25 protein-coding genes and 1 pseudogene are annotated in these 23,060 nt (G+C 37.6%); 9 read left to right on the top strand and 17 right to left on the bottom strand.

The window, feature by feature from the left end:
* From ACTCIM_RS06455 to ACTCIM_RS06400, 12 genes are read right to left on the bottom strand one after another with little or no spacing between them, the layout of a single operon-like run.
* A complete protein-coding gene (locus ACTCIM_RS06455; RefSeq protein WP_464279295.1) occupies positions 1 to 1,221 on the bottom strand; it encodes a bifunctional 3,4-dihydroxy-2-butanone-4-phosphate synthase/GTP cyclohydrolase II in 1,221 nt (406 codons plus the stop codon).
* A 24-nt stretch (positions 1,222 to 1,245) separates the two neighbouring features.
* Positions 1,246 to 1,899, bottom strand: coding sequence for a riboflavin synthase (locus tag ACTCIM_RS06450; protein ID WP_464279296.1), 654 nt, complete (start codon positions 1,897 to 1,899; stop codon positions 1,246 to 1,248).
* Between the two features lie 2 nt (positions 1,900 to 1,901).
* Entirely contained in the window at positions 1,902 to 3,008 is a 1,107-nt protein-coding gene (gene ribD, locus ACTCIM_RS06445; protein ID WP_472314559.1) for a bifunctional diaminohydroxyphosphoribosylaminopyrimidine deaminase/5-amino-6-(5-phosphoribosylamino)uracil reductase RibD, read from the bottom strand.
* Positions 3,005 to 3,460 carry a deoxycytidylate deaminase gene (locus ACTCIM_RS06440; protein ID WP_029969237.1) on the bottom strand — a complete coding sequence of 152 codons (456 nt, stop codon included), beginning with the start codon at positions 3,458 to 3,460 and terminating at the stop codon, positions 3,005 to 3,007. Before ACTCIM_RS06440 ends, ribD begins: the two co-directional genes overlap by 4 nt.
* Before the next feature lie 2 nt (positions 3,461 to 3,462).
* A complete protein-coding gene (gene glyA, locus ACTCIM_RS06435) occupies positions 3,463 to 4,707 on the bottom strand; it encodes a serine hydroxymethyltransferase (RefSeq protein ID WP_464279298.1) in 1,245 nt (414 codons plus the stop codon).
* Between the two features lie 18 nt (positions 4,708 to 4,725).
* Complete coding sequence (gene fabF, locus ACTCIM_RS06430) at positions 4,726 to 5,964, bottom strand: beta-ketoacyl-ACP synthase II (RefSeq protein WP_464279299.1); 1,239 nt, start codon at positions 5,962 to 5,964, stop codon at positions 4,726 to 4,728.
* A 48-nt stretch (positions 5,965 to 6,012) separates the two neighbouring features.
* A complete protein-coding gene (gene acpP / locus ACTCIM_RS06425; protein WP_464279300.1) occupies positions 6,013 to 6,243 on the bottom strand; it encodes an acyl carrier protein in 231 nt (76 codons plus the stop codon).
* A 30-nt stretch (positions 6,244 to 6,273) separates the two neighbouring features.
* Entirely contained in the window at positions 6,274 to 7,008 is a 735-nt protein-coding gene (fabG, locus tag ACTCIM_RS06420; RefSeq protein WP_472314556.1) for a 3-oxoacyl-[acyl-carrier-protein] reductase, read from the bottom strand.
* A gap of 20 nt (positions 7,009 to 7,028) precedes the next feature.
* Positions 7,029 to 8,006, bottom strand: a complete 978-nt coding sequence (locus ACTCIM_RS06415; protein WP_472314553.1) for a beta-ketoacyl-ACP synthase III — start codon at positions 8,004 to 8,006, stop codon at positions 7,029 to 7,031.
* A gap of 12 nt (positions 8,007 to 8,018) precedes the next feature.
* Positions 8,019 to 9,068: a phosphate acyltransferase PlsX gene (gene plsX / locus ACTCIM_RS06410; RefSeq protein WP_472314550.1), complete on the bottom strand. Its 1,050-nt coding sequence runs from the start codon at positions 9,066 to 9,068 to the stop codon at positions 8,019 to 8,021.
* Complete coding sequence (gene rpmF / locus ACTCIM_RS06405) at positions 9,061 to 9,243, bottom strand: 50S ribosomal protein L32 (RefSeq protein WP_472314547.1); 183 nt, start codon at positions 9,241 to 9,243, stop codon at positions 9,061 to 9,063. Before rpmF ends, plsX begins: the two co-directional genes overlap by 8 nt.
* Positions 9,244 to 9,254: 11 nt before the next feature.
* The gene (locus ACTCIM_RS06400; RefSeq protein WP_464279304.1) at positions 9,255 to 9,782 is read right to left on the bottom strand and encodes a YceD family protein; all 528 of its coding nucleotides are present in this window, start codon (positions 9,780 to 9,782) and stop codon (positions 9,255 to 9,257) included.
* A 150-nt stretch (positions 9,783 to 9,932) separates the two neighbouring features.
* On the opposite strand from ACTCIM_RS06400, the gene rpmB reads away from it, so the two are divergent.
* The 5 genes from rpmB to ACTCIM_RS06375 all read left to right on the top strand — a co-directional run bounded on the left by rpmB (position 9,933) and on the right by ACTCIM_RS06375 (position 17,074).
* Positions 9,933 to 10,130 carry a 50S ribosomal protein L28 gene (gene rpmB, locus ACTCIM_RS06395; protein WP_464279305.1) on the top strand — a complete coding sequence of 66 codons (198 nt, stop codon included), beginning with the start codon at positions 9,933 to 9,935 and terminating at the stop codon, positions 10,128 to 10,130.
* Positions 10,131 to 10,712: 582 nt separating this feature from the next.
* The gene (locus tag ACTCIM_RS06390) at positions 10,713 to 11,324 is read left to right on the top strand and encodes a TetR/AcrR family transcriptional regulator (RefSeq protein WP_472314544.1); all 612 of its coding nucleotides are present in this window, start codon (positions 10,713 to 10,715) and stop codon (positions 11,322 to 11,324) included.
* Between the two features lie 8 nt (positions 11,325 to 11,332).
* Positions 11,333 to 12,460 carry an efflux RND transporter periplasmic adaptor subunit gene (locus tag ACTCIM_RS06385; RefSeq protein WP_472314541.1) on the top strand — a complete coding sequence of 376 codons (1,128 nt, stop codon included), beginning with the start codon at positions 11,333 to 11,335 and terminating at the stop codon, positions 12,458 to 12,460.
* 27 nt (positions 12,461 to 12,487) lie between these two features.
* On the top strand, positions 12,488 to 15,622 hold the full coding sequence (locus tag ACTCIM_RS06380) for an efflux RND transporter permease subunit (protein WP_472314538.1): 3,135 nt from the start codon (positions 12,488 to 12,490) through the stop codon (positions 15,620 to 15,622).
* Between the two features lie 30 nt (positions 15,623 to 15,652).
* The gene (locus tag ACTCIM_RS06375) at positions 15,653 to 17,074 is read left to right on the top strand and encodes an efflux transporter outer membrane subunit (protein ID WP_472314535.1); all 1,422 of its coding nucleotides are present in this window, start codon (positions 15,653 to 15,655) and stop codon (positions 17,072 to 17,074) included.
* Between the two features lie 53 nt (positions 17,075 to 17,127).
* Here ACTCIM_RS06375 and ACTCIM_RS06370 read toward each other — a convergent pair whose 3' ends face one another.
* The 5 genes and pseudogenes from ACTCIM_RS06370 to ACTCIM_RS06350 form a co-directional block, all read right to left on the bottom strand.
* Positions 17,128 to 17,562: a 2-thiouracil desulfurase family protein gene (locus ACTCIM_RS06370; protein WP_464279309.1), complete on the bottom strand. Its 435-nt coding sequence runs from the start codon at positions 17,560 to 17,562 to the stop codon at positions 17,128 to 17,130.
* Between the two features lie 2 nt (positions 17,563 to 17,564).
* The gene (locus ACTCIM_RS06365) at positions 17,565 to 17,726 is read right to left on the bottom strand and encodes an RtcB family protein (RefSeq protein ID WP_464279310.1); all 162 of its coding nucleotides are present in this window, start codon (positions 17,724 to 17,726) and stop codon (positions 17,565 to 17,567) included.
* Positions 17,727 to 18,072: 346 nt separating this feature from the next.
* The gene (locus ACTCIM_RS06360; RefSeq protein WP_464279311.1) at positions 18,073 to 18,306 is read right to left on the bottom strand and encodes a 2-thiouracil desulfurase family protein; all 234 of its coding nucleotides are present in this window, start codon (positions 18,304 to 18,306) and stop codon (positions 18,073 to 18,075) included.
* Positions 18,299 to 18,532: pseudogene (locus ACTCIM_RS06355) on the bottom strand (LytTR family DNA-binding domain-containing protein); the annotation flags it as partial. The pseudogene ACTCIM_RS06355 and the gene ACTCIM_RS06360, both read right to left, overlap by 8 nt.
* 257 nt (positions 18,533 to 18,789) lie before the next feature.
* Positions 18,790 to 18,930: a metal-dependent hydrolase gene (locus ACTCIM_RS06350; RefSeq protein WP_464279312.1), complete on the bottom strand. Its 141-nt coding sequence runs from the start codon at positions 18,928 to 18,930 to the stop codon at positions 18,790 to 18,792.
* Between the two features lie 185 nt (positions 18,931 to 19,115).
* Between ACTCIM_RS06350 and ACTCIM_RS06345 the strand changes: the two genes are divergently transcribed.
* The 4 genes from ACTCIM_RS06345 to ACTCIM_RS06330 all read left to right on the top strand — a co-directional run bounded on the left by ACTCIM_RS06345 (position 19,116) and on the right by ACTCIM_RS06330 (position 21,562).
* Positions 19,116 to 20,450 carry a deoxyribodipyrimidine photo-lyase gene (locus tag ACTCIM_RS06345; RefSeq protein ID WP_464279313.1) on the top strand — a complete coding sequence of 445 codons (1,335 nt, stop codon included), beginning with the start codon at positions 19,116 to 19,118 and terminating at the stop codon, positions 20,448 to 20,450.
* Positions 20,447 to 20,776 (top strand): lipocalin-like domain-containing protein, encoded by a 330-nt coding sequence (locus tag ACTCIM_RS06340; protein ID WP_464279314.1) that lies wholly within the window; start codon positions 20,447 to 20,449, stop codon positions 20,774 to 20,776. Before ACTCIM_RS06345 ends, ACTCIM_RS06340 begins: the two co-directional genes overlap by 4 nt.
* Before the next feature lie 274 nt (positions 20,777 to 21,050).
* A complete protein-coding gene (locus ACTCIM_RS06335; protein WP_464279315.1) occupies positions 21,051 to 21,245 on the top strand; it encodes a DUF2281 domain-containing protein in 195 nt (64 codons plus the stop codon).
* On the top strand, positions 21,230 to 21,562 hold the full coding sequence (locus tag ACTCIM_RS06330; RefSeq protein WP_464279316.1) for a type II toxin-antitoxin system PemK/MazF family toxin: 333 nt from the start codon (positions 21,230 to 21,232) through the stop codon (positions 21,560 to 21,562). Before ACTCIM_RS06335 ends, ACTCIM_RS06330 begins: the two co-directional genes overlap by 16 nt.
* Positions 21,563 to 23,060: the final 1,498 nt, after the last annotated feature.

The raw sequence follows: 23,060 nt of genomic DNA, 5'->3' as shown, positions 1-23,060 counted from the left end.
TTACTTATCCCCTTTATCTTGAATGTTGTTTAAAATGTGTCCCATTTTATCTCTTTTGGTTTTTAGATAACAGTAGTTTTCTTCACAGGCTGGAATTTCTATGGGTACTCGTTCTACCACCTGTAAACCATAGCCTTCCAGGCCTACGATTTTTTTGGGATTGTTGGTCATAAGACGCATTTTACTGATTCCCAGATTAACCAAGATTTGAGCTCCTATACCATAATCTCTAAGGTCTGGAGGAAAGCCCAGGGCTAAATTGGCTTCTACCGTATCTTTGCCCTGGTCTTGCAGTTTGTAGGCTTTTATCTTGTTGGCCAGGCCAATACCTCTTCCTTCCTGGCGCATATAGAGGATAACGCCCTTGCCTTCTTTTTCAATCATTTGCATGGCAGTTTGGAGTTGTTTGCCGCAATCACAGCGTAAGGAACCAAAGACATCACCAGTTAAGCATTCACTGTGAACCCTGACCATTACTGGTTCGTCTTTTTCCCACTCACCTTTTACCAGAGCTATATGCGTTTGATTGTCCGTCTGGCTTTCAAAGGCAATGGCCTTGAAATTGCCGTAGGCAGTGGGCAAAAAGGCTTCTGCTTCTCGCTTGACCAGGGAATCAAAGCGCATGCGGTAGCGAATAAGGTCTTCAATGGTGCAAATTTTTAAATCATGTTCCTGGGCAAACTTTTCCAGATCCGGCATTCTGGCCATGGTGCCGTCGTCTTTCATAATTTCACAGATGACTGCTGCTGGCTTTAGACCAGCCAATCTGGCTAAATCTACACTGCCTTCGGTCTGTCCAGCTCTTTCCAGTACCCCGCCTTTTCTGGCCCTTAAGGGGAAAATGTGTCCTGGGGTAACAATATCATCCGGGGTTACATTGTCTTTTACTGCCGTTAAAATGGTGGTAGCTCTGTCTTGAGCAGAAATGCCAGTAGTTACTCCTTCTTTGGCTTCAATGGATACAGTAAAGGCCGTGCCAAACTTGGAACGACCGCGTTGGGGTTGTAGGGGAAGTCCCAATTTGTCCACCCATTCTGGCGCCAGGGCCAGGCAGATAAGTCCCCGTCCGTGCTTGGCCATAAAGTTGATTATTTCAGGAGTTACTTTTTCAGCAGCAATGGTTAAGTCCCCTTCATTTTCTCTATCTTCGTCATCTACCAAGATGATCATTTTGCCTTGTTTAATGTCTTCAATGGCTTCTTCAATAGTACACTTGGGCATTTTTTAACCTCTTTTTTTGATTTTTTAAAAACCGTGTTCTCGCAAAAAGTCGAGAGTTAATTTGCTTTGAGATTTATTTTCAGAAGTGTTTTCCTTTTTGTCCAAAAAACTTTTGACATATTTGCCTATGATGTCTGTTTCCAAATTAACCACAGTACCCTTTTTCCAGGTGCTTATGGTGGTTTCTTTTTGAGTGGCAGGGATGATGTTTACCTCAAGAAAACCCGGACCACAAGTATTTACTGTCAGGCTAATCCCATCCAGGGCCACTGAACCTTTGGAAATAATATAAGGGGAAAATTCTTCTGGATAGGAGAGTCTAAAAATTTTTGATTCTCCTGCAGGGGTAATTTCTTCTACCCGGGCCAGGCAATCCACATGTCCTGTTACCAGGTGTCCACCCAGTCTAGAGGATAAGGTAAGGGCCCTTTCCAGATTGACCTTATCTCCAGTTTTTAAAAATTGGAGATTGGTTTTTCCAAGGGTTTCCAGGGAAGCATAGGCTGTAAAGGAAGTATTAGAAAAATTTTCCACTGTAAGACAGACACCATTTACAGCAATACTTTCTCCCTGCACAAAGTTTTTTATTTTGTTGGTTTTAATGCTAAAACGCTTTTCTTTGCTTAAGGGAGTTATGTTGAGAATTTCACCTATGTCTTCAATAATGCCAGTAAACATCTTTAAGGCTTTAAAATAAGTAAGAGATCTTCTCCACAAGAAGTGACTTTCTGGTAGCTTAAAGTGTAAGCTTCGTCTATGGTTTTTATGCTTCTTCCCCAAAAAGAAGAAATGGCCCCAGCATCTCCTAGAATTTTAGGAGCCAAAAAAAGCCAGATTTCATCAGCAAGCTGATATTCCAAAAATTTCTGGGCAATAAAGCCCCCGCCTTCCACCAGGACATAAAAAATATTGTTGTTCCAGAGCCAAGTAGCCATTGCCTTTAAATCCCAGGAATTGTTTTTAACAGGCAGGAAAACCACTTTACTGCCCAGTTCGCTTATCTTTTTTTGTAAACGCAAGTTTTCCTGGCTTTCCAGGGTAAAGAAAATGGTTTCCTCTGGTCTTTGCTGGAGGAGATAATAACTTGCTTCTGCAGGAAGTTTTCTGGTCAGAATAAGGGCTAAAGGTTGTTTTTTACTTTTTGCCTTGCGAACTGTGAGCTTGGGATTGTCCTGAACAAAAGTATTTCCTCCCACCAAGACTGCCTGTACTTTTTTGCGCAGCTGGTGGACTTTTGCCCGGGACTTTTCTGAACTAATCCAGTTGGAATGCCCTGTGGAAGTGGCAATTTTTCCATCTAAGGTAGAAGCTAACTTTAAATAAAAAAAAGGTCTTTTTTCTATTTTCCAGAGATAAAAATCCCTTATTAAATCTGTACACTGGGCTTGTAAAATCCCTGTTTCTACCTGCACTCCTTTGCTTTGCAAAAATCTGGCTCCCCCGCCTTCTACTTGAGGGTTGGGGTCCAGGGCCCCAACATAGACCTCTTTGATGCCAGCTTCTAAAATGGCTTTGGTGCAAGGTGGAGTTTTGCCAAAGTGATTGCAGGGTTCCAGAGTTACAAATAAAGCGCATTCTCTAGGGTCAATATTTTTTTTCCTAGCGTCCTTTAATACTTCCACTTCAGCATGGGGCAGACCATAGCCTCGATGATAGCCAGAGGCTACAACCTTTCCCTCTTTAACTAAAACAGCTCCCACACAAGGATTGGGAGCTGTTTTTCCTTTAGCTCGCTGGGCCAGGCTGATGGCTCTGGCCATAAATTTTTCTTTTTCCTTTAAGTTCATAAAGTCAATTTTTGAAAGGTGATTTGAGCTTCTTTTAGCATCTCCTGGGCCAGATTATCTGGATAACCTTCTGCAAAGTAGATTTCCTTAATCCCACAGTTAATAAGCATCTTGGTGCAAATGAGGCAGGGCTGGGTTGTGCAGTAAATAGTAGCACCTTGTAAACTTACTCCATGCACAGCACATTGAATAATGACATTTTGTTCAGCGTGTAAGCCCCTGCAGAGCTCGTGCCTTTCTCCGGAAGGAATTTGTAGCTTTTCCCTTAAACAACCTATTTCCAGACAATGGGCAAGACCTGCTGGAGCGCCATTATAGCCTGTAGCCAGGATGCGTTTATCCTTTACTGCAATAGCACCTACCTTGCGGCGTAAACAGGTGGAGCGCTCTGCCACCAGTGTGGCTATTTGCATGTAATATTCTGGCCAAGAAAGGCGGTTATTTTTTTGCATAACTACCAGGCAAAAAGTGGGAACTGCAGGGCAAACCTTTCCACTTCTTTTTTGATTTGTTCCAGTCTGGTTTCATTATCTTTGGATTCCAAAGCAGCCACAATCCAGTTTACAATTTGGGGAATATGTTCTGGCTTTATTCCCCTGGTGGTAATGGCTGGAGTGCCCAGACGAATGCCTGAAGTAACAAAAGGAGACCTGGTTTCAAAGGGAATGGTGTTTTTGTTTACCGTAATTCCCGCCTTATCCAAAGCAGCTTCTGCTTCTTTGCCAGTAATATCTTTGTTGGTTAAATCTACCAGGAGCAGGTGGTTGTCTGTGCCATCAGAAACCAGTTTAAAACCTGCAGCCTGTAATTCCTGGGCCATTTTCTGGGCATTTTCAAGGACCAGTTGTTGATAGGCCTTAAATTCTTCCTTTAAAGCCTCTCCAAAGGCCACTGCCTTGGCAGCAATCACATGCATCAAGGGTCCACCTTGAATTCCCGGGAAAATTTGTGAATTTAAAGTTTTTCCATATTCTTCTGAGCTTAAAATCATCCCTCCCCTGGGACCTCTTAAGGTCTTGTGGGTGGTTGTGGTGGTAAAGTGGGCATGGGGAATGGGAGAAGGATGTAAATCTGTAGCCACCAATCCAGCAATGTGGGCCATATCTACCATAAGTTTGGCACCTACCTGGTCGGCTATGGCTCTAAAACGGGCAAAGTCAATGGTTCTGGGATAGGCACTGGCTCCAGCCACAATGAGTTTGGGTTGGTGTTCTTGGGCCAGTTTTTCTACCTGGTCGTAATCTATGGTTTGAGTTTCTTTGTTTACCCCGTAAAAGACCACCTTAAAAAGTTTGCCTGAAAAGTTTACCGGACTACCATGGGTTAAATGACCTCCATGGGAAAGGTCCATGCCTAAAATGGTATCTCCAGGTTGTAAGCAGGCAAAATAAACTCCCATGTTGGCCTGAGAGCCACTGTGAGGCTGAACATTGGCATATTCTGCTTTAAACAGTTCCTTGGCCCTGTCTCTGGCCAGGTCTTCAGCCATATCTACAAACTCGCAACCTCCATAATAGCGCTTTCCAGGATAACCTTCAGCGTACTTGTGGGTAAGTACACTGCTCATGGTCAGGCGCACTGCTGGAGAGGCAAAGTTTTCTGAGGCAATTAATTCCAATTTGCTTAATTGCCTTTTTTCTTCCAATTCAATGGCCTTTGCCAGCTGGGGATCGTGTTTAAACAAAAATTCTAAAAGCATTTTTGCTCCTTCAAAAGGTTAGGGGTGAAACTTGCGAAACAAAATACAGCCATTGGTTCCACCAAAACCAAAGGAATTGCACAGGGCAAACTCAATATCTTTTTCTACTTTCTGGTTAGCACAGTAGTTAAGATCGCATTCTGGGTCAGGATTATCTAAATTGATGGTAGGAGGAATCTGGCCATGATAAATACTTAGGACACTAAAGACACTCTCAATTCCGCCTGCAGCTCCCAGGGTGTGTCCAATCATGGATTTATTGGAAGTTATAAGCAAATCATAGGCATGAGAGCCAAAAACTTTTTTTATGGCCCTGGTTTCACAGATGTCATTTAATTTAGTGGAAGTGCCGTGCGCATTAATATGGTCTATTTCCCTGGGGTCTACCTGTGCTTCTTTTAAGGCCCTTTGCATAGCTAAAGCCATTCCTGTACCATTTTCTTCTGGGGCGGTCATGTGATAGGCATCAGAAGAAGCTCCAAAACCAACTACTTCTGCAAAAATGGTTGCTCCCCTTTCCAGGGCGCTTTCCAGACTTTCCAAGAGCAACAAGCCGCATCCTTCACCAATCACAAAGCCGTCTCTATCCCGATCAAAGGGACGGCTGGCCTTTTCTGGCTCTTCGTTTCTGGTAGAAAGGGCTTTCATGGCATTAAAACCAGATACAGCCATGGGAGTAATGGTAGATTCTACTCCCCCAGTGATAATTGCCTTTACTCTGCCCAGTTTTACTTCAGAAAAGGCATAGCCAATGGCATGTAAGCCAGAGGCACAGGCCGAGGTGGTTACCAGATTGGGTCCTTTGGCCTTGGCCATAATGGATATTTGACCCGCAGCCATGTTGGAGATGAGTTGAGGAATGTAAAAGGGAGAAACACGCTTAGGACCTTTTTCTTTGAGTTTAGTATGAAATTCTTCAATGGTCTCCAGCCCACCTAAACCGCAACCCAGCAATACTCCCAGATTTTCATTCAATTCTTCTTCAATGGGCCAGTTAGCTTGCTTTAAAAGCATTTTAGCAGCAGCTAAGGCATAATGACAGAATCTATCCAATCTTTTTATTTGTTTGGGATCTAAATAATCAGTTGGATCAAAATTTTTTATTTCTGCAGCTATCTTGGTATCAAATTCACTACAATCAAAGCGAGTGATGGGACCTACACCGTTTTTACCTGCCAAGAGGTTGTTCCAGCTAGTTTCTAAATCATTACCCAAAGGAGTAATTGCGGCCAGCCCAGTAACTACAACTCTTTGCATAGAATCCTCTTTTAAACCTAAGACAAGGGGGAAACTTCCCCCCTTATCTTATTTATTTTCTTGGATAAAATTAATGGCGTCTTGAACTGTTTTGATTTCTTGGGCCTTTTCATCATCAATTTCTACACCAAATTCGTCTTCCATAGCCATAATGAGTTCTGTTAGATCTAGGGAATCTGCCCCCAAGTCTTCTACGAACTTGGATTCAGGCTTTACTTGATCTAGAGATACACCCAATTGTTCAGCTACAATTTCCTTTACTTTTTCTTCTACAGACATGTTACCCTCCATAAGAATTTTCTTTTTTTATTATAAATACATCCCGCCATTAACCCCAATAACCTGTCCGGTGATATAGCCTGCTTTGGGAGAAGCTAAAAAGGCCACCACTTCAGCTATATCTTGGCTGGAGCCAAAGCGAGAAAGGGGAATCTTTTGTAAATAAAGCTCTTTTATCTCCTGGGGAAGTTCTTTGGTCATATCTGTTTCGATAAAACCTGGTGCCACTGCGTTTACTGTGATATTGCGAGAGGCTAGTTCCAGGGCAGCACTTTTGGTAAGACCAATAAGTCCAGCTTTAGAGGCTGCGTAGTTGGACTGGCCTGCATTTCCACTCTGGCCTACCACTGAAGTGATATTTATAATGCGGCCATAACGCTGCTTGACCATGATTTTAGCTGCTTGTTGTAGACAGACAAAGGCACCCGTGAGATTGACTTGCAGAACTTGTTCCCATTGTTCTTTTTTTAAACGCAGGATAAGCCCATCTCTGGTAATCCCTGCATTGTTAACCAGAACTTCCAGATTGACCTTTTTATTTATTTCCTCTTGAAAAAAGGAAACTACATCTTCCCACTTACCTGTATCTAAAAGAAAACTTCTGGCTTTTCCGCCTTGGCTTTCAATAAGGTTAACCACTTTTTGGGCTAGTTCTGGTTTGCTTACATAAGTCAAAAATATTTGATACCCTTCTTTAGCCAGACGCAGGGCTATTTCTCTGCCAATACCTCTAGAACCGCCTGTAACCAGAGCTGTTTTTTCCATTATTTTCTCCTTGCCAACCCTTAAAAAGTAAGCAGGGCAGAACCCCAGGTAAAGCCTCCACCAAAGGCTACTAATAAAACTTTATCGCCGGATTTTATCCTTCCTTGTTCCCAGGCTTCGCTTAGGGCCAGAGGAATAGAAGCAGCAGAAGTATTACCGTAATCTTGTACATTTATAAAGACTTTGTCTACATCCAGGTCTAATTTTTTAGTTAACGCTTCAATAATTCTAATATTGGCCTGGTGAGGGATAAAAAGGCTTATGTCCTTAGAAGAAAGGTTTTCTTTAGCTAAAAGTTCCAGGCAGATGTCAGCCATGGAGCGTACAGCATACTTAAATACTTCCCGACCTTGCATTTCCACAAAATATTTTTCATCAATGGGCTCTCCCAGCTTGGGAGGATAAGCTGAACCTCCTCCTTTAATGGTGAGTAGATCTCCCAGGCTACCATCTGCCTGAATGAGAATATTTTTAACTTCAGCTTTTCCTGGTTCTGTACTTAAGATAACTGCGCCTCCAGCATCACCAAACAATACACAGGTGCTGCGGTCAGTAAAATTTACTCTGCTGGTTAAGGCTTCTGCAGCTACCACTAAAACTTTTGCCTTGGGGTTAGTTAAACACAGCCCTCTACCTACTTCCAGGGCATATAAAAAACCAGTGCAGGCCGCATTGATATCAAAGCAAGGAGTGGGAGCACAGCCAAGTTTTTTTTGTAAGTGGCTGGCCCCATTGGGAACATAGGTGTCAGGAGTAAAAGTGGCTAAAACAATATGAGTAAGATCTGTTGCTTTTAGCCCTGCATCTTCCAGGGCCTTTAGTGAAGCTTGATAGGCTAAATCAGAGCAGGTTTCCTTTTCCACTACATGTCTTTTTTTTATGCCTGTTCTGGTGGTTATCCATTCGTCACTTGTATCTACCATTTGTTCTAGATCTTGGTTGGAAAGGATTTTTGCAGGTACATAATGACCTATCCCTTGAATATAAATCTTGCTCATAACTAAATACTCTTATTTTTTTTGTGTGGTTAGGGCTTTTTTACCCAAGAGGTTAATTTCTTGGTGCATGGACAGACCTTCTTCCAGGTGTTCATTGGCTTTATTTTTGACAAAAGAAGCTGCCATAAGCACGGCATTTTTAATAGCCTTACTGTTGGAAGCACCATGGCAGACTAGAGCAATTTTTTTTAGTCCTAAAAGAGGAGCTCCTCCATATTCTGCATAATCCAGTTTTTTGGAAAAGTTTTTCAGAGCCTTTTTAGCCAACAAAAATCCCATTTTAGCTAAAAAACTCTTTTTTATTTCCTCTTTAAGAAGTGCACCTAGGGAAGAAGCCAGTCCTTCCATGAGTTTGAGAGCTACATTGCCCACAAATCCATCACAGACAATAATGTCCACATTACCTTTGAAAATGTCCCTTCCTTCTACATTACCCACAAAGTTTAAAAAAGAGAGTTTAAACAGATTATAAGCTTCTCTAACCAGAGTATTACCTTTTCCCTCTTCTTCTCCAATGGTAAGGAGCCCTAGGGTTGGGTTTTGTATTTTTAATACATCGCGGGCAAAGATTTCAGCCATTAAGCCAAATTGTAGGAGGTGATGGGGCTTGCAATCTACATTAGCCCCTACATCAATCAACACAACGGGTTTTTTTTCCGAGGGCAGAATGGAGGCTAGAGCTGGGCGCTCAATCCCTTTTATTCTACCTACAGTAAACATGCCACAGGCCAAAGTTGCCCCTGAATTGCCTGCACTAACTACGCCATCAGCCTTGCCTTCTCTAGCCAAAATAAAGGCTTTTTGGATGGATGAATTTTTTTTACGCCGAAGAGCTTCTGAAGGTTTTTCCTCCATGCCAACTACTTCTTCAGCGTGCACAATTTCTACTTCTATTCCCTTAGTGGATTCTTGCGCAAGAATTGTCTTTATCCTTGCTTCATCCCCTACCAACAGAACTTTTAAGTTTTTAGACCTGGCAGCTTCTAAAGCTCCAGGTACAACTACTTCTGGGCCATGGTCACCCCCCATGGCATCTACAGCTATACAGATTCTTTTACTCATTATCCTCTCTTCTCAAATACTGTTTATCTTTGTACTTCCCACAAGCAGGACAAACAGTATGGGGAAGAGTTGCCTCTCCACAGGAGCAATAAATAAAATTAGGTGCTTCTAAATGGTGATGAGAACGTCTCATTCCTTTTTTGGATTTGGAAGTTCTTTTTTTTGGATTTGCCATAATTTTACCCCTTATTTAGATTTTAATTTTAATTGTCTAAAAATACTTAATCTAGGATCTCCTGTTGTTTTTTCGCAATTACAGGAAGCCAGGTTTAAATTGGTCCCGCACTTAGGGCATAGACCTTTACACTCTTCCTGACAGAGTTTTTTATCTGGCAAAGACAGGAGAAATTGTTCCCAAATAAGTTGAAAAATATTTAATTCATAATGACTATCAATAAAACGTAAAAGACTTTCTCCCATATTTTCTGGTTCAGCAGGTTCTTTTTCTTCAAAAAACTCAAAATACTCTTTAAAGGAGATAATTGCTGGCTCTAAACATCTGTCACAGGCAAACTCAACTTTACCCTGAATTACTCCCTTTAGCCAGAAACCTTTTTTTTGTGGTAAAACGGTTAAATCTAGCTTAAGGGGAATAAGAATCTTAAATTTTAGATTAAACTCGGCAATAAACTCTTGCCAATTTTCATTTGTTTCAAATGAAAATTCCCGGCCCTCAGCCGGGACGTCTTTTAAACTGAGCCATCCTTCTAACATAAATAAAAATCCTTTTCTTGACTGAAACTAGACTTGTGTATAGTGCTAAGGTCTTTCTTGTCAAGAATTTAGGCTTGCCTTTTTTGATAAAGGGGGGTATAAATATTTTCTTCTGTGCGCTTAAGACGAATGAATTTGGGAGGTATAGATATGTCTAGACAGTGCGAAATTTGCGGTAAGTCTCCACTTGTGGGTAATCATGTGAGCCATGCTAATAACAAGAATAAGAGAAGGTTTTTGCCTAACTTACAAAAAGTCAGGGCTCAGCTTCCTAATGGAGAAGTAAGAAAAATTAAAGTGTGTACGCGTTGTATCCGTAGTGGAGCAGTAGTAAAACCTAGTTGCTAAGAGAGCTTTTTAGGGGAAGAGTTTTCTTCCCCTTTTTGGCTTTTCCCCTCAAAATTTTTCAGTAAAGCTTCTTTAAATTTTCTTTTCTCCTTTCTTCCTTGATATAAAAAGAGATAAAAGTTTATTTTCTACAAGGGAAAGCAAACTACTCCTGCTGGGATAGAAGCGTCCTTTGAGTTGCCTTGACTGTTTACAAAGTAGACAAAGTAAACAGAGCTACCTTTATTTTTTTTAATTTTGAACAGCTGTATGTACTTTTGTCCGACAATGGGAGCAAATTGATTGTAAACGAGTTACATAGCTTGTTGCCAGATTTTTTTCTCTTCTTTATTAAAAATACAGTGAAGTGTAGGCCTGATATTTTTTTAATTTTTCTAAAAAATCTGCATTATTTAGTGCTGCTATTTTGATTTCCTATTGAGTAGCTTCTTTTACTGCTTTCAAAAAAAATTCAGCTATTTCTTTTAAATATTCAGCAAGAATCAAACTGACAGATAAGACCTTTTTTCTCCCTGAAAAATAATTTGACTTGGACAAATTTTTAATGTAAGTGCTTACTATCATTTTTAGGGGCAAAGAAATATGGGGAAAAAGAGTGCAAGAGAGAGGTTAATTGAGGCTGTATTTTTTCTTTTTTCTGAATATGGATATGCCAGGACAACAACCAAGGATATTGCAAAAAGGGCCTCAGTATCTGAGGTGACCCTATTTAGGATTTTTGGAACAAAGGAGGCTTTGTTTGAGGAGGTATTAAAAAGATATTCTGTAATTGCTAACCTAAAAGAAGTATTAAAAGAAGTATTAAAAGAAGTTCATGGAAAAGATTTAAGGGAAGTTTTAATTATTACAGCAAGAAGACTTTATTTTGCACTCCTTGATAAAAAAAAGATGGTAAAGATAACCTTATCTGAAATTAACTTATATTCAGATAAGGTATTTGAAATATATAAAAGGATAAAAGATGAAATAGATGAGGGTTTAATTTCTATATTTAGAACGAAAAAAGATGAACTTTCTATAGATAAGAAGAATGAAAAATTAGTAGCTATGATGTTTAGAGGAATGATTTTTGATTTATTTTTGTCCATGGAGATTTTTTCTGTTGAAAAGGTAGGTGAAAAAGATTTAGAAAATATATTTGAAAATTTTGTGGATATATTTTTAAACGGTATAATACGTAAAAAATATTTATAGGGGGAGCTATGAGAAGATATGGTATTTTTCTAATAGTCTTTTTTGTTCTTTTTATTGGATGCAAAGATAAAGAAAAGAGTAATGTAAGTCAAAAGATAAGACAGATACCTGTATCGTATATTGAAATTAAGGGAGAAAAGGTTGTTTTGTTAAAGGAGCTTCCAGGGAGGGTATCTTCTTATCAAACCGCAAAGATCATACCCCAGGTGAGTGGTATAATTTTAAAGAGGGTATTTAAAGAAGGAAGTTATGTAAAAAAAGACGATTTATTATATATAATTGATCCAGCAATATATAAAGCAAGGCTGGATCAGGCAGAGGCTTCTTTGAGAATTGCAGAAGCAAAATTGCCTTCACTGGAAAAAAAGGTAAAAAGATATAAAGAGCTTGTAAAAGTTAAATCAATAAGTGAAGAAGTTTATGATGATACTAAGGCTGCCTTAGATGCATTAAAGTCTGAGATTAAACTTTATAAGTCACAAATAAAACAGGCTAAGGTAAATCTGGAATATTGTTATATCAAAGCTCCCATAGATGGTATTATTGGAAGATCATATGTTACAGAAGGTGCAGTTGTAACACAATATCAGCCTAATCCACTGGCAGTTATACAACATTTTGATCCAGTTTATATAGATGCACCAATATCAGTGGAGGAACTGAGGCAAATAAGAAAAGAAAGAAAAAATAGCACTTTTAAATCTACTAAGAAGATGGACAAAGAGGTTGGAATATTTTTGGAAGATGGGACAAAATACAAACATTATGGAGTGTTGGAGTTTAATGAAGTTACTGTTGATGAGACAACCAGTTCTGTGATTTTGAGGATAAAGGTTTCAAATCCTGAAAAAGAATTATTGCCAGGAATGTTTGTGAAGGCAAAGATCGTAGAGGGAATAAAGGAAAATGGGATATTGATACCCCAGGAGAGCTTAAAATTTGATCCAAGGGGAAATCCTTATGTGTTTTTGCTGGATAATGAAAACAAGGTAGTTACAAGACCAGTAAAAATAGATAGGGCCATTGGGAATAAATGGCTTGTTATATCAGGTTTAAAGGAAAAAGATAGGTTAATTACAAAGGGATTTCAGTATATCAGGCCTGGTGTGAGCGTAGTTCCTCAATTAGAGCAATAGGTAAGGAAAATTTATCGGAGGATTTAGATGCTTTCTAGATTTTTTTTAAAAAGGCCAGTATTTGCATGGGTTATAGCTATAGCCATAATGAGTTTCGGTATCTTAGGAATAAAATTTTTGCCAATATCTCAACATCCAGAACTAGCTCCCCCTGTAATTTCTGTGGAAGCAACATACCCTGGGGCATCTGCAGAGACAGTGGAAAGTACTGTTACCCAGATTATAGAGCAGCAATTAACAGGTTTAGATGGGCTGTGGTATATAAATGGGAGGAGTAGCTCAGCTGGTGTGGCCAGGATTGAACTTACATTTGCCCCTGGCACAGATCCAGACATAGCATGGACTAAGGTTCAAAATAAGGTGCAACTTGCCACTGCTTCTTTGCCTGAGGTGGTGCAAAGACAGGGAGTTAGAGTAAGTAAATCCACTAGAAATTTTTTGTTAATAGCAGGTATAGTATCAAAGGACGGTTCCTATTCAGGAAATGATCTAAGAGACTATGCCAAATCAAATATAGAAAAGATCCTTGCCAGGACTCCAGGTGTGGGTGAGGTGCAGGTATTTGGAACAGAATATGCCATGAGAATATGGGTAAATCCGGAAAAATTGATAAAATATAATTTTACTTTAGAAGATGTTGTCCAGGCACTTAGAAGCTATAATGTTGAAGTCTCAGCAGGACAACTTGGAGGTGCTCCTGCAAAAAAAGGTCAAAAATTTAATGCCTCTATTATTGTCCAGCACTACCTAAAAACCCCAGGTGAATTTTTAAAAATACCCATTAGAATAAATAAAGACGGTTCAAGGGTTTTATTAAAAGATGTTGCCAGGGTTGAACTTGGCACTGAGTTTTATGATGTGTATGCCACATACAATGGAAAACCTGCAGCTTTTTTGGCTGTTAGAAAACAGGCTGGTGCAAATTCTTTGCAGGTTGCAGATACCATAAAGAACAAACTCAAAGAAATGCAACAGTATTTCCCAGAAGGGGTTGAGGTGGTGTACCCATATGACACAACCCCATTTACTAAAGTTGCAATTGAGGAAGTTGTACGCACATTATATGAGGCTATTATTCTGGTCTTTATTGTAATGTTCATATTTTTAGGAAGTTTTAGGGCTACTATTATCCCAACAATTGCAGTACCAGTGGTGGTGCTGGGTACCTTTGGCATAATATGGATACTTGGTTTTTCCATAAATATGTTGACAATGTTCGCAATGGTACTTGCCATTGGTCTTCTGGTGGATGATGCAATTGTTGTTGTGGAAAATGTGGACAGGATAATGGAAGAAGAAGGCTTATCTCCCCTGGAGGCAACTGCAAAGTCCATGGATGAAATAACAGGTGCCTTAATTGGTATTGGGTTGGTATTGGCAGCAGTATTTTTGCCAATGGCATTTTTCCCTGGATCCACAGGAATAATTTACAGGCAATTTTCTGTAACAATTGCAGCTGCTATGCTTCTTTCTGTTTTAGTTGCCTTAATTTTAACTCCAGTTTTGTGTGCAACAATACTTAAACCTTCCAATTCGCAGAAATCAAATAAAGGATTTGTTCTATTTAGTCCATTTTTAAAGATTTTTAATAAGTTTTTAAAAAAGTTCAGGGATATTTATGTATCTTTAGTGGGTTATACCATTGCAAGAAGGACGAGATTCTTTTTGATATATCTTATTATAGTTGGAATAACAGGATATTTATTTATGAACATGAAAACAGGATATCTGCCCAATGAAGATCAGGGGATAGTTCTTATACAGGCAATTTTGCCCTCTGGTTCAACAATAGAGCAGACTCAAAAGGTTATGAAACGAATTGAAGAATATATAGAGAAAAATGAGAAACAGACAATAAATTCCATGGGCTCAGTAATAGGATATTCCTTTGGAGGCCAGGCCCAAAATGTGGCCCTTAGCTTTATTCATCTAAAAGATTGGGAGGAGAGAAGAAATAAATCTCAATCTGCACAGGCAGTGGCAATGCGTCTTATGAGGGAATTTTCTAAATACAATGATGCAATGGCATTTGCTTTTACGCCTCCACCAATCATTGAGCTGGGAAATGCAGTGGGGTTTGATTTTGAACTTTTGGATTATGGAGGAGTTGGATATGCCAAGCTACTGGAAGCAAGAAATCAACTTTTATATATGGCATTTAAAGATAAAAGGTTACAACGGGTAAGACCAAATGGAATGGATCCAGTGGTGCAATATAAGATTGATGTGGATTGGGAAAGGGCAGGGGCATTTAAGCTTCCAATTTCATCAATCAATTATAATCTTGCTGCTGCCTTTGGTGGGACCTATGTAAATGACTTTGTAAAAGGGGGCAGGGTGAAAAAGGTATATGCACAATTTGATGCGCCCTACAGGATGATGCCAGAAGATTTAACTAAAATATATGTGAGAAACCTGGAAGGAAAAATGGTCCCCTTTTCTGCATTTGCCAGAGGCAGGTGGATATACGGGGCACAACAACTTGAAAGATATAATGGTTTTTCTTCCATAAATATATGGGGTGAGCCAGCTCCTGGATACAGTACAGGTGATGCAATGAAGGCAATGGAAGAGCTGGCCAGGAGGCTTCCAAAAGAGATAGGCTATGCATGGACAGGCCTTTCATACCAGGAAAAGATGGCAACAAAACAAGGACCCTTAGTATATGGATTTGCTATCTTTGTAATCTTTCTGGTTCTAGCAGCCTTATATGAAAGCTGGCCCATTCCCATAGCAATCCTTTTAAGTATGCCCCTTGGGGTGATTGGAGGTATAATTGCCACAAATTTGAAAGGGTTTGACAATGACATCTATTTTCAGGTGGGACTCATTACAATACTTGGACTCACCACAAAGAATGCAATACTTATTGTACAATTTGCCAGAGAAAGGCTGGATGCAGGGCATGAGCTCTTGCAATCAGTTTTAGAGGCAGCAAGGGTTAGATTCAGGCCAATACTTATGACTTCATTTGCATTTGGATTTGGAGTATTGCCCTTAGCCCTATCCCATGGTGCAGGATCTGGGGCACAGAATGCAATAGGAATTGTTGTGGTGGGAGGTACAATTGCATCTACATTTTTGGCCCCAATATTTATCCCAATGTTTTATATAATAATCTATAAATTGTTCGGGAAAAGAAGAAAAGAATTTAATATATAGGGTTAATCAGTTAAATAGGAGATGGAAAAAATGAAAAGACTACTATCATTAATATTGATGTTTTTTATAGCTGGATGCAGTTTTATCCCAGAATATAAAAGACCAGAGCCACCAATTAGAGATAGATTTTCCAAAGATGGTTTTTATAAACACATAAATTACAAAAAAGAGTTGCAGAGTTTAAAATGGGAAGAGTTTATTTTAGACAATAAGCTAAAACAAATAATAAAATTGGCATTAAAAAATAACAGAGATTTAAAACTTGCTGTATTAAACATGGAAAAGGCAAGGGCATTATATGGTATTAAGGAAAAAGAATTATATCCAACCCTTTATGCCTCATCTGGATGGGAAAAACAGAGGATTCCAGATGATATGTCTTTAACTAAAAAAGCATATATATCAGAAAAATATAGCGTGAATTTAGGGATTTCCAACTGGGAGATAGATTTTTTTGGTAGGATTAGAAGCTTAAAAAAAGAGGCACTGGAAAATTTTCTGGCAGAGGTTGAAAACAGAAGGGCTGCACAGATCTCCTTGATAAATGAGATTTCAAGGGCATATCTTTTCCTTTCAATGTATGTGGAAAATAAAGACATTGTGGCTGGATTGTTAGATGTGGCTCAAAAAAATCTAAGGCTGGTGGAATCTCAGTATAAGGTGGGTGTTGCAACTGAAATGGATTTAAATAGAGCAAAAACTGCAGTGGAATCCTTAAAAGTAGAGATGTTAAAGGTTGATGAACAAATAGAAAAGGGAAAGAATGCCTTAAATCTCCTTGTTGGAAAAGAGGTTGATGAGAGATTATTACCAGAATCACTTTTATCTATTAGGCCATTTGAGGAATTTTTTCCAACTATATCTTCATATGTATTGTTAAATAGGCCTGATATTATGGCAATGGAGCATAGATTAAAGGCTGGTTATGCTGATATAGGGGCAGCAAGGGCAGCGTTTTTCCCCCGTATATCTCTAACAACAGGAATTGGCACTATAAGTGATGAGTTTTCAAATCTCTTTAAGGGTTCAGCAAGGACATGGAATTATAGTATAACAGGTGCCCTGCCTGTTCTGGATTTAAGGGTATGGCAGGACTATAAACTCAGTAAAATCCAGAGAAAAATTTTGTTAACTCAATATGAAAAGACCATACAAAATGCATTCTGGGAAGTAATGGACAAGCTTGTGGTCATGGCAACCATTGATGAGCAGATAAAGGCAAGGCAAAGGGTGATATCCTGTTTAAATGAAAATTACAAATTGGCTCTAGAAAGGTTTAAAAAAGGGGTGGATAGCTATTTTTCAGTATTGGATTCATATAAGAATTTGCTCGCTGAAAAACAGGCACTGTTGAATTTGATTTTTGTGAGATATGAAAATCAGATTGGACTCTTTGCAGCATTTGGGGGAGGAGGGGATGTTGAAAAATCACATTATTATACTCAACAATAAGAGTTATCCCAAATGTTAATGGAGTTTTAATGGTACATTGGATGGTAAGTTAGTTATAGCTCTTCTTCAGATATAACTAAGATTCCATTGTCCATTAAATATCTGGCAGTTATTCCTGAGCCCTTAACTATTTTCCCGGAAAAGCTCCCATCATAGATTTTAGATACCCCACAGGATGGGCTCAGTTGTTTTAAAATGGCCAATTTTATATTCAATAGCCTTGCAATTAAAAGTGTCTCTTTAGCACCTGTTAAAAAATTTTTGGTTACATCAATTCCCTTTTTGGTGATTACTTTGTTATGTAAAATTTCAGCTGGCTCCCTTGGAGTTGGAAGCCCTCCTAATTGTTCAGGACATACTGGAATCAAGATATTGTTTTTTGCCAATGCCAAAATCTTATGATCTGGTTTTGATGTTCCATCATACCTTGATGAGATCCCAAGCAGGCACGCACTTACAAGTACTGGAGATTCAAAGGTGATTTTCATAATTAGCCTTTTATAACACACATTGGTCTTAGTTTGGCAACCCGCCTTGCCAGTTTTGCCTCATGGCATGCTGAAAAAAAAACTGGCTCTTTTTGCTCTCCATTTTCAGCCATGATATATGAACTGGTTCCCATGGTTCCCCCAATTATAACAGGCTGTTCCACCTCTTTTTATTTTTCTGGCAGTTCTAATGATCCAGGTGGATAAGCCCTTGTTGCACTTTTTTGGTGTACATAGAGTTTTTTTTATCATTTATTGCAAATTTTCAAGTAAAAATGACCCACCTTTTAATAAGATAAACCTCTAGAAATTAGCTGGAGGTGAAAGGGGGGGATAAATAGAGGGAGACTGGATAACAATAAGAAATTAAAAAAACGTAATTTATCATTAGGCACAAGGAAGATTGCAGAACTTTTGGGCATACCTCGCGATACTGTTAAACGGACATTAAAAAGTGAGACATATCCAGGTTATCAAAGAAAAAAGAAGGTGTATGAAAAGCTTGTGCCTTTAACAGTAATCTGTTTTTGACACCGGCTCTATCATCCTTATTTTATCCGGATATTTTGCAAGAACTACAGATGGTCTTGGAACAGACATTCCTATATCAACCTCTGGACATATATCTACATACTCAACAAACTCTCCTAATCTCTTTGCAAAATCATCAGCTACAATCCCACCGTTGTATCTAACAGGTGCTATATTTATACATCTACTTATAACTACCTTTGGTCTATACATTTAAAAACTCCTTTAAAAGTTTTGCTCCATCTCTATTTGTTTTTATAGTATCAGAAATTCCACCAAAAGAAATAAAAAACTTACTCTGTTTTAAAACTTTCATATCTTTTATTTTTGATAGATTAACTATAAAACTTCTATGAACACTAAAAAAACCCTTGTTAGCGAAAATGTGCTCAAACTCGTAAAGTCTCTTTGGAATCGCAACCTTTTTCCCTTTAATTCTGCAATAGAAATATTTTCACCAATATTTTTTCAATTTACGACTAATTCATAGTATATCATTACAAATCAATCAATCATTTTGTCAAATCTCATGAGATTATCATCAAAAAATGGCTATTTTAGAGACAATTCGACTAAATACCACAATCTTAACTCTGATTTTTCTGTTTATTATCTATCGCAAGTCACCTCTTTGGTATAAGTTTTGTTTTTGATGAGTGTCTATTTGCCTTCAAATTAGGTGTGAGTTGCAATTCCTCATGTAGAATTAAAGATATTGTCAATATCCGGCAAAAGTGCACCTATCACTGAGATTATGTATATACTTTTGTCACTTTTTTTATCTTTTAAATATAAACCGCCTAAAAGTCCGCTTCCAATATGAGTAACAGGATCCATTTTTACCTCTTTTTAGTAAAATATATATAAAAAAATTAAAGTCTATAAAAATCTAATTTAAAATGGTTACAAGTTTATTTTTTAATATATTTATGATATGCTATAAATATGAAAATACTATTTAATGCTCCCATTTCATAAAATTATATTCAAACTTATGCAAAAAGATATAATCAGGCAGGCGAATGAATTATCTTGAAAGGGTTACTTGTGTAAAAAAAACAGCCAAAAAAGGGGGTTATATGCTTTACTGGATGCATGGTGCATTCAGGATAGAATATAACCACAGCCTTGAATTTGCAAAATACCTGGCAATAAACAAAAATTTTCCGCTGAAAGTTTTGGTAATAATCGATTTCAACTATAAAGATGCCAATTACAGACATTTTAAGTTTTTTATCGAAGGGCTTTTGGAGCTTGTAGAAAAATTTAATGATTTAAAGATATCATTTCATGTTAAAGTAGGCTCTTTTACAGAAATTCTGCCTCAATATCTAATAGCTGCCGACACGCTTATAACAGATAAGACATACATAAAATGGCTTAAAAGTGTGAGAAATGAAATTTATAAAAATAATGATGTTAATATTTATGAAGTTGATACAAACCTTGTCGTGCCTGTACAGGTTGCAAGCTCAAAGCGTGAATACGGAGCATATACGATAAGACCTAAAATTCATAAATTAAAAGAAAAATTTTTAAACGATTTTGTGATTTTTGATTATAGGGATAAAAGTTTTGAGCTTGAAAATGATTTAGATAGCCTGAGTATTGATGATAAATTAAAATCAGTTCATTACGTCAAACCGGTTGATTTCAAAGGTGGAGAAAGTGAAGCAGATAAGCTACTTAGAGATTTTTTAAATGAAAAGTATGATGATTTTGCAGAAAAAAGAGGAGACCCTGCCTTTGATTATGAGTCAAATTTGAGTTTTTATCTACATTTTGGATTTATCAGCCCAGTTAAAATCTTAAAAGAGGCCTTAAAAATAGATACTGATCCTGAAAATTATGATACCCTATTTGAGCAGCTTGTTGTAAGAAGGGAATTAGCCCACAATTTTACTTACTATACTGATGATATTCATAATCTTTACACATTTTTGCCTGAGTGGGCTAAAAATACGTTGAAAAGCCATGAAAAAGATAAAAGAGAATATATTTATACTTTAAATGAGTTGGAAGAATGTAAAACTCATGACAAGTTTTGGAATGCAGCCCAATTTGAGCTTATAAAAAAAGGTAAAATTCACAATTATATGCGTATGTATTGGGGTAAAAAGGTTATCGAGTGGTCTGAATCAATTATGTCTGCCTACGAAAATCTAATCTTTTTAAATGACAAATATGCTCTTGATGGAAGAGATTCAAACGGTTATGCAGGTATAGCATGGTGCTTTGGTATGCATGACAGGGCTTTTAAAGAGAGAGAAATTTTTGGCAAAATAAGATATATGTCTGAAAATGGCCTTAAAAGGAAATTTGATATGAATAGATACCTTGTGAGGGTTGGTGTTTGAGAATAGTTATTTTGATATTAATTTTACTTACAAATTATTCTTTTGCTTCAGACTTTATAAAATTAAAGGCAACTGACCGTGTGAATTTGCCTAACGACCTTTATTATAAAGATAATTTTGTAAGTCAGTGGTGGTATTTTACAGGGCATTTAAATTCAAACGATGGGAAAAAATTTGGCTATGAGCTTACAATATTTGTAGTCAATGTGAACAACATAATTCGCCTGTCCCCTTTTTCGCCTTCTGAAGAGTGGGATAAATTTAAGAAAGATATAAAACCTTGGAAAGAACTACCTGGCATAGAGAAAACGTGTTTGACTTTATAGTCGGTGATATAGTAGAAGCAAGTATTATTAAAGATTCTTATGAAGTTGAGTCGGCAAACTCTCACTTCCTTAATGTATGTACTGTGAGGTAAATGATGTGTGCGAAAAGAACTTTGAAAAAGAAACTTCGCCTAACACAGCGTAAACGCTTCAGACTGACGCCCTTGCCCTTCGGGACATTGCTCCCTGGGGTCATAATGTCGTATATGCTGATTCCGTTATTGGAAATGGCTTAAAATTAGACATACAAATAAATAGCGAGGTTGTTGAAAATATGGAGGTGAAGGAATTAATCTTAAAAGAAATTGAAAAGATTCCTGAGGAGTATCTTCCAGAGATATTGGATTTTATACGCTTTTTAGAGACAAAAGTACTGGAAGAAAGGATAGGGACTGCAATGGCAAGCGAAACATCCCTTAAGAAAGATTGGCTAAAACCTGAGGAGGATGAAGCTTGGCAAGATTTGTAAAGGGAGATGTGGTGGTTGTACCCTTTCCATTTTCGGATTTAACTCATGCTAAGAGACGGCCTGCTTTAGTTGTGGCTGAATTAGAAGGAGATGATCTGATTCTTTGCCAGATAACCAGCCAGCAGATTAAAGATAAATACGCAGTTCTAATTGAGGACAATTACTTTGAAACAGGAATACTCAAGCAGAGAAGTAATGTGCGACCAAATCGTATATTTACAGCGGACCGTCACATAATCTTATATCGTGTTGGTCATCTCAACCCTGATAAGACTAACGAGGTGATCGAGAGAATAGTGGATATTTTACGGCAATGAATCACGCAACTTCTGATAACAGAGCGTATCTGGATTTGTGCTTTCTACTCATGTGCATGGGGTTATATGTATGGTTGTTGTAGGGGCGATTCATGAATCGCCCCTACGATGAAACGTTATACAACGCCGTAAAATGTTATTGCCCAAAATTATTGGACGTTTTAACAAACATAATTCGCCTGCCCTTTTTTTATTCTTATCTTTTATCCCTTTTTCTACAATTGCCACTAAATCAGTTACTACATCAAAAAAATAACCCTTAGCTTGATCAAGCTAAGGAACTTTTTTATATTTGGTTGCCACATAGATTTTTCAGACTGAGTCAATTTATTTTAGCGAAGTCCTCCGGACTTTAAGGCTCTGGATACCTTGAAAAATCTATGTTAACCGCAACCTATTTGCGGATTGTTAGGGGATTATTCTACACTAAAACTAATAACTGACCAGCCACATCAGTTATACAACCATCAAGCTTAAAAATGCTTGATAGTGTGTTTTAGTGCAATTTTCTGTATTTTCTGTTTTTGCGATGCTTGATAAATCAAGCAAGATTAAGGATAATACAAGCCGATTCACAATGGAATTGTGAACGGCTTGTATTAACTATTTGGATTATTATTTATTTTTTTGTTATGATTACAAAAGGCTTTGTTGCTTCTGCTTATGCAACATCTCACAACTTTATACATTTGTTACTTGCTGCTACATAAAGTACTTATCTACTTATATTTATTAATCAAAAATACCTTGTTTTATCCAGTTAGGTAGAAATTAAATCTTACTTTTATTCTCTACTATATAAATAAACCTAAGTTAAATATTTTTTGGATTTTTTGCCCTATATTGAAAATTTAAGGTAGAAAATCTAGTTAATTTTATACTCAAAAGTAATTGAACTATGCCTTTTGCTGGAATGTATTAAGTCAAATAGAGGCAGATACAATTGTTTCAAAACTTTTAGAAAATATGGCAAAAAGGGAAAAACTTAATAGTAAAGGTAAAGTTGTGTGCAAATTTATTTATTATCGGATTTCAGATGGGTTAAGGAACTTGTTATTATCAACTAAAGAACTACTTTTTAGGTTTAGACAAAAGATTTATGAATCGGATAAGGTGTGTTACTTTAAATTGGATTATTATTTTTAAGATTGAGGAAAAAAGACAGCGGATTAATGAGTTAGGCAAAATGAGAAGAAAGAAAAGTTTACTTGTGGCTTAAAGATGCAAAAAATGGGGTGATGGCAGATCAAATTTAATTTGACAAAATTTAAAATATTAATAAAATTCCCAGATGAGTTTTTGTACAAAGGATTTTTGTAAACATTGTATCTGTTTTAAACCCAAAGTATTTAAGTTGGACCCTGATAACCATACTGTCTTAGATAGTTTTGTCCCTGACCAAAAAAAAGGACAGGCACTTATAAATAGTCCTTTTATTCTCAAAAGGATATCCTTTTTAATTGTATTTTGATTTGTTATTAAATAAAGAACAAGAATA

Source organism: Desulfonauticus sp. (genome assembly GCF_055126295.1).
Note: the sequence above shows the minus strand (reverse complement) of the source record. Positions and strands in the feature narration are given on the sequence as shown.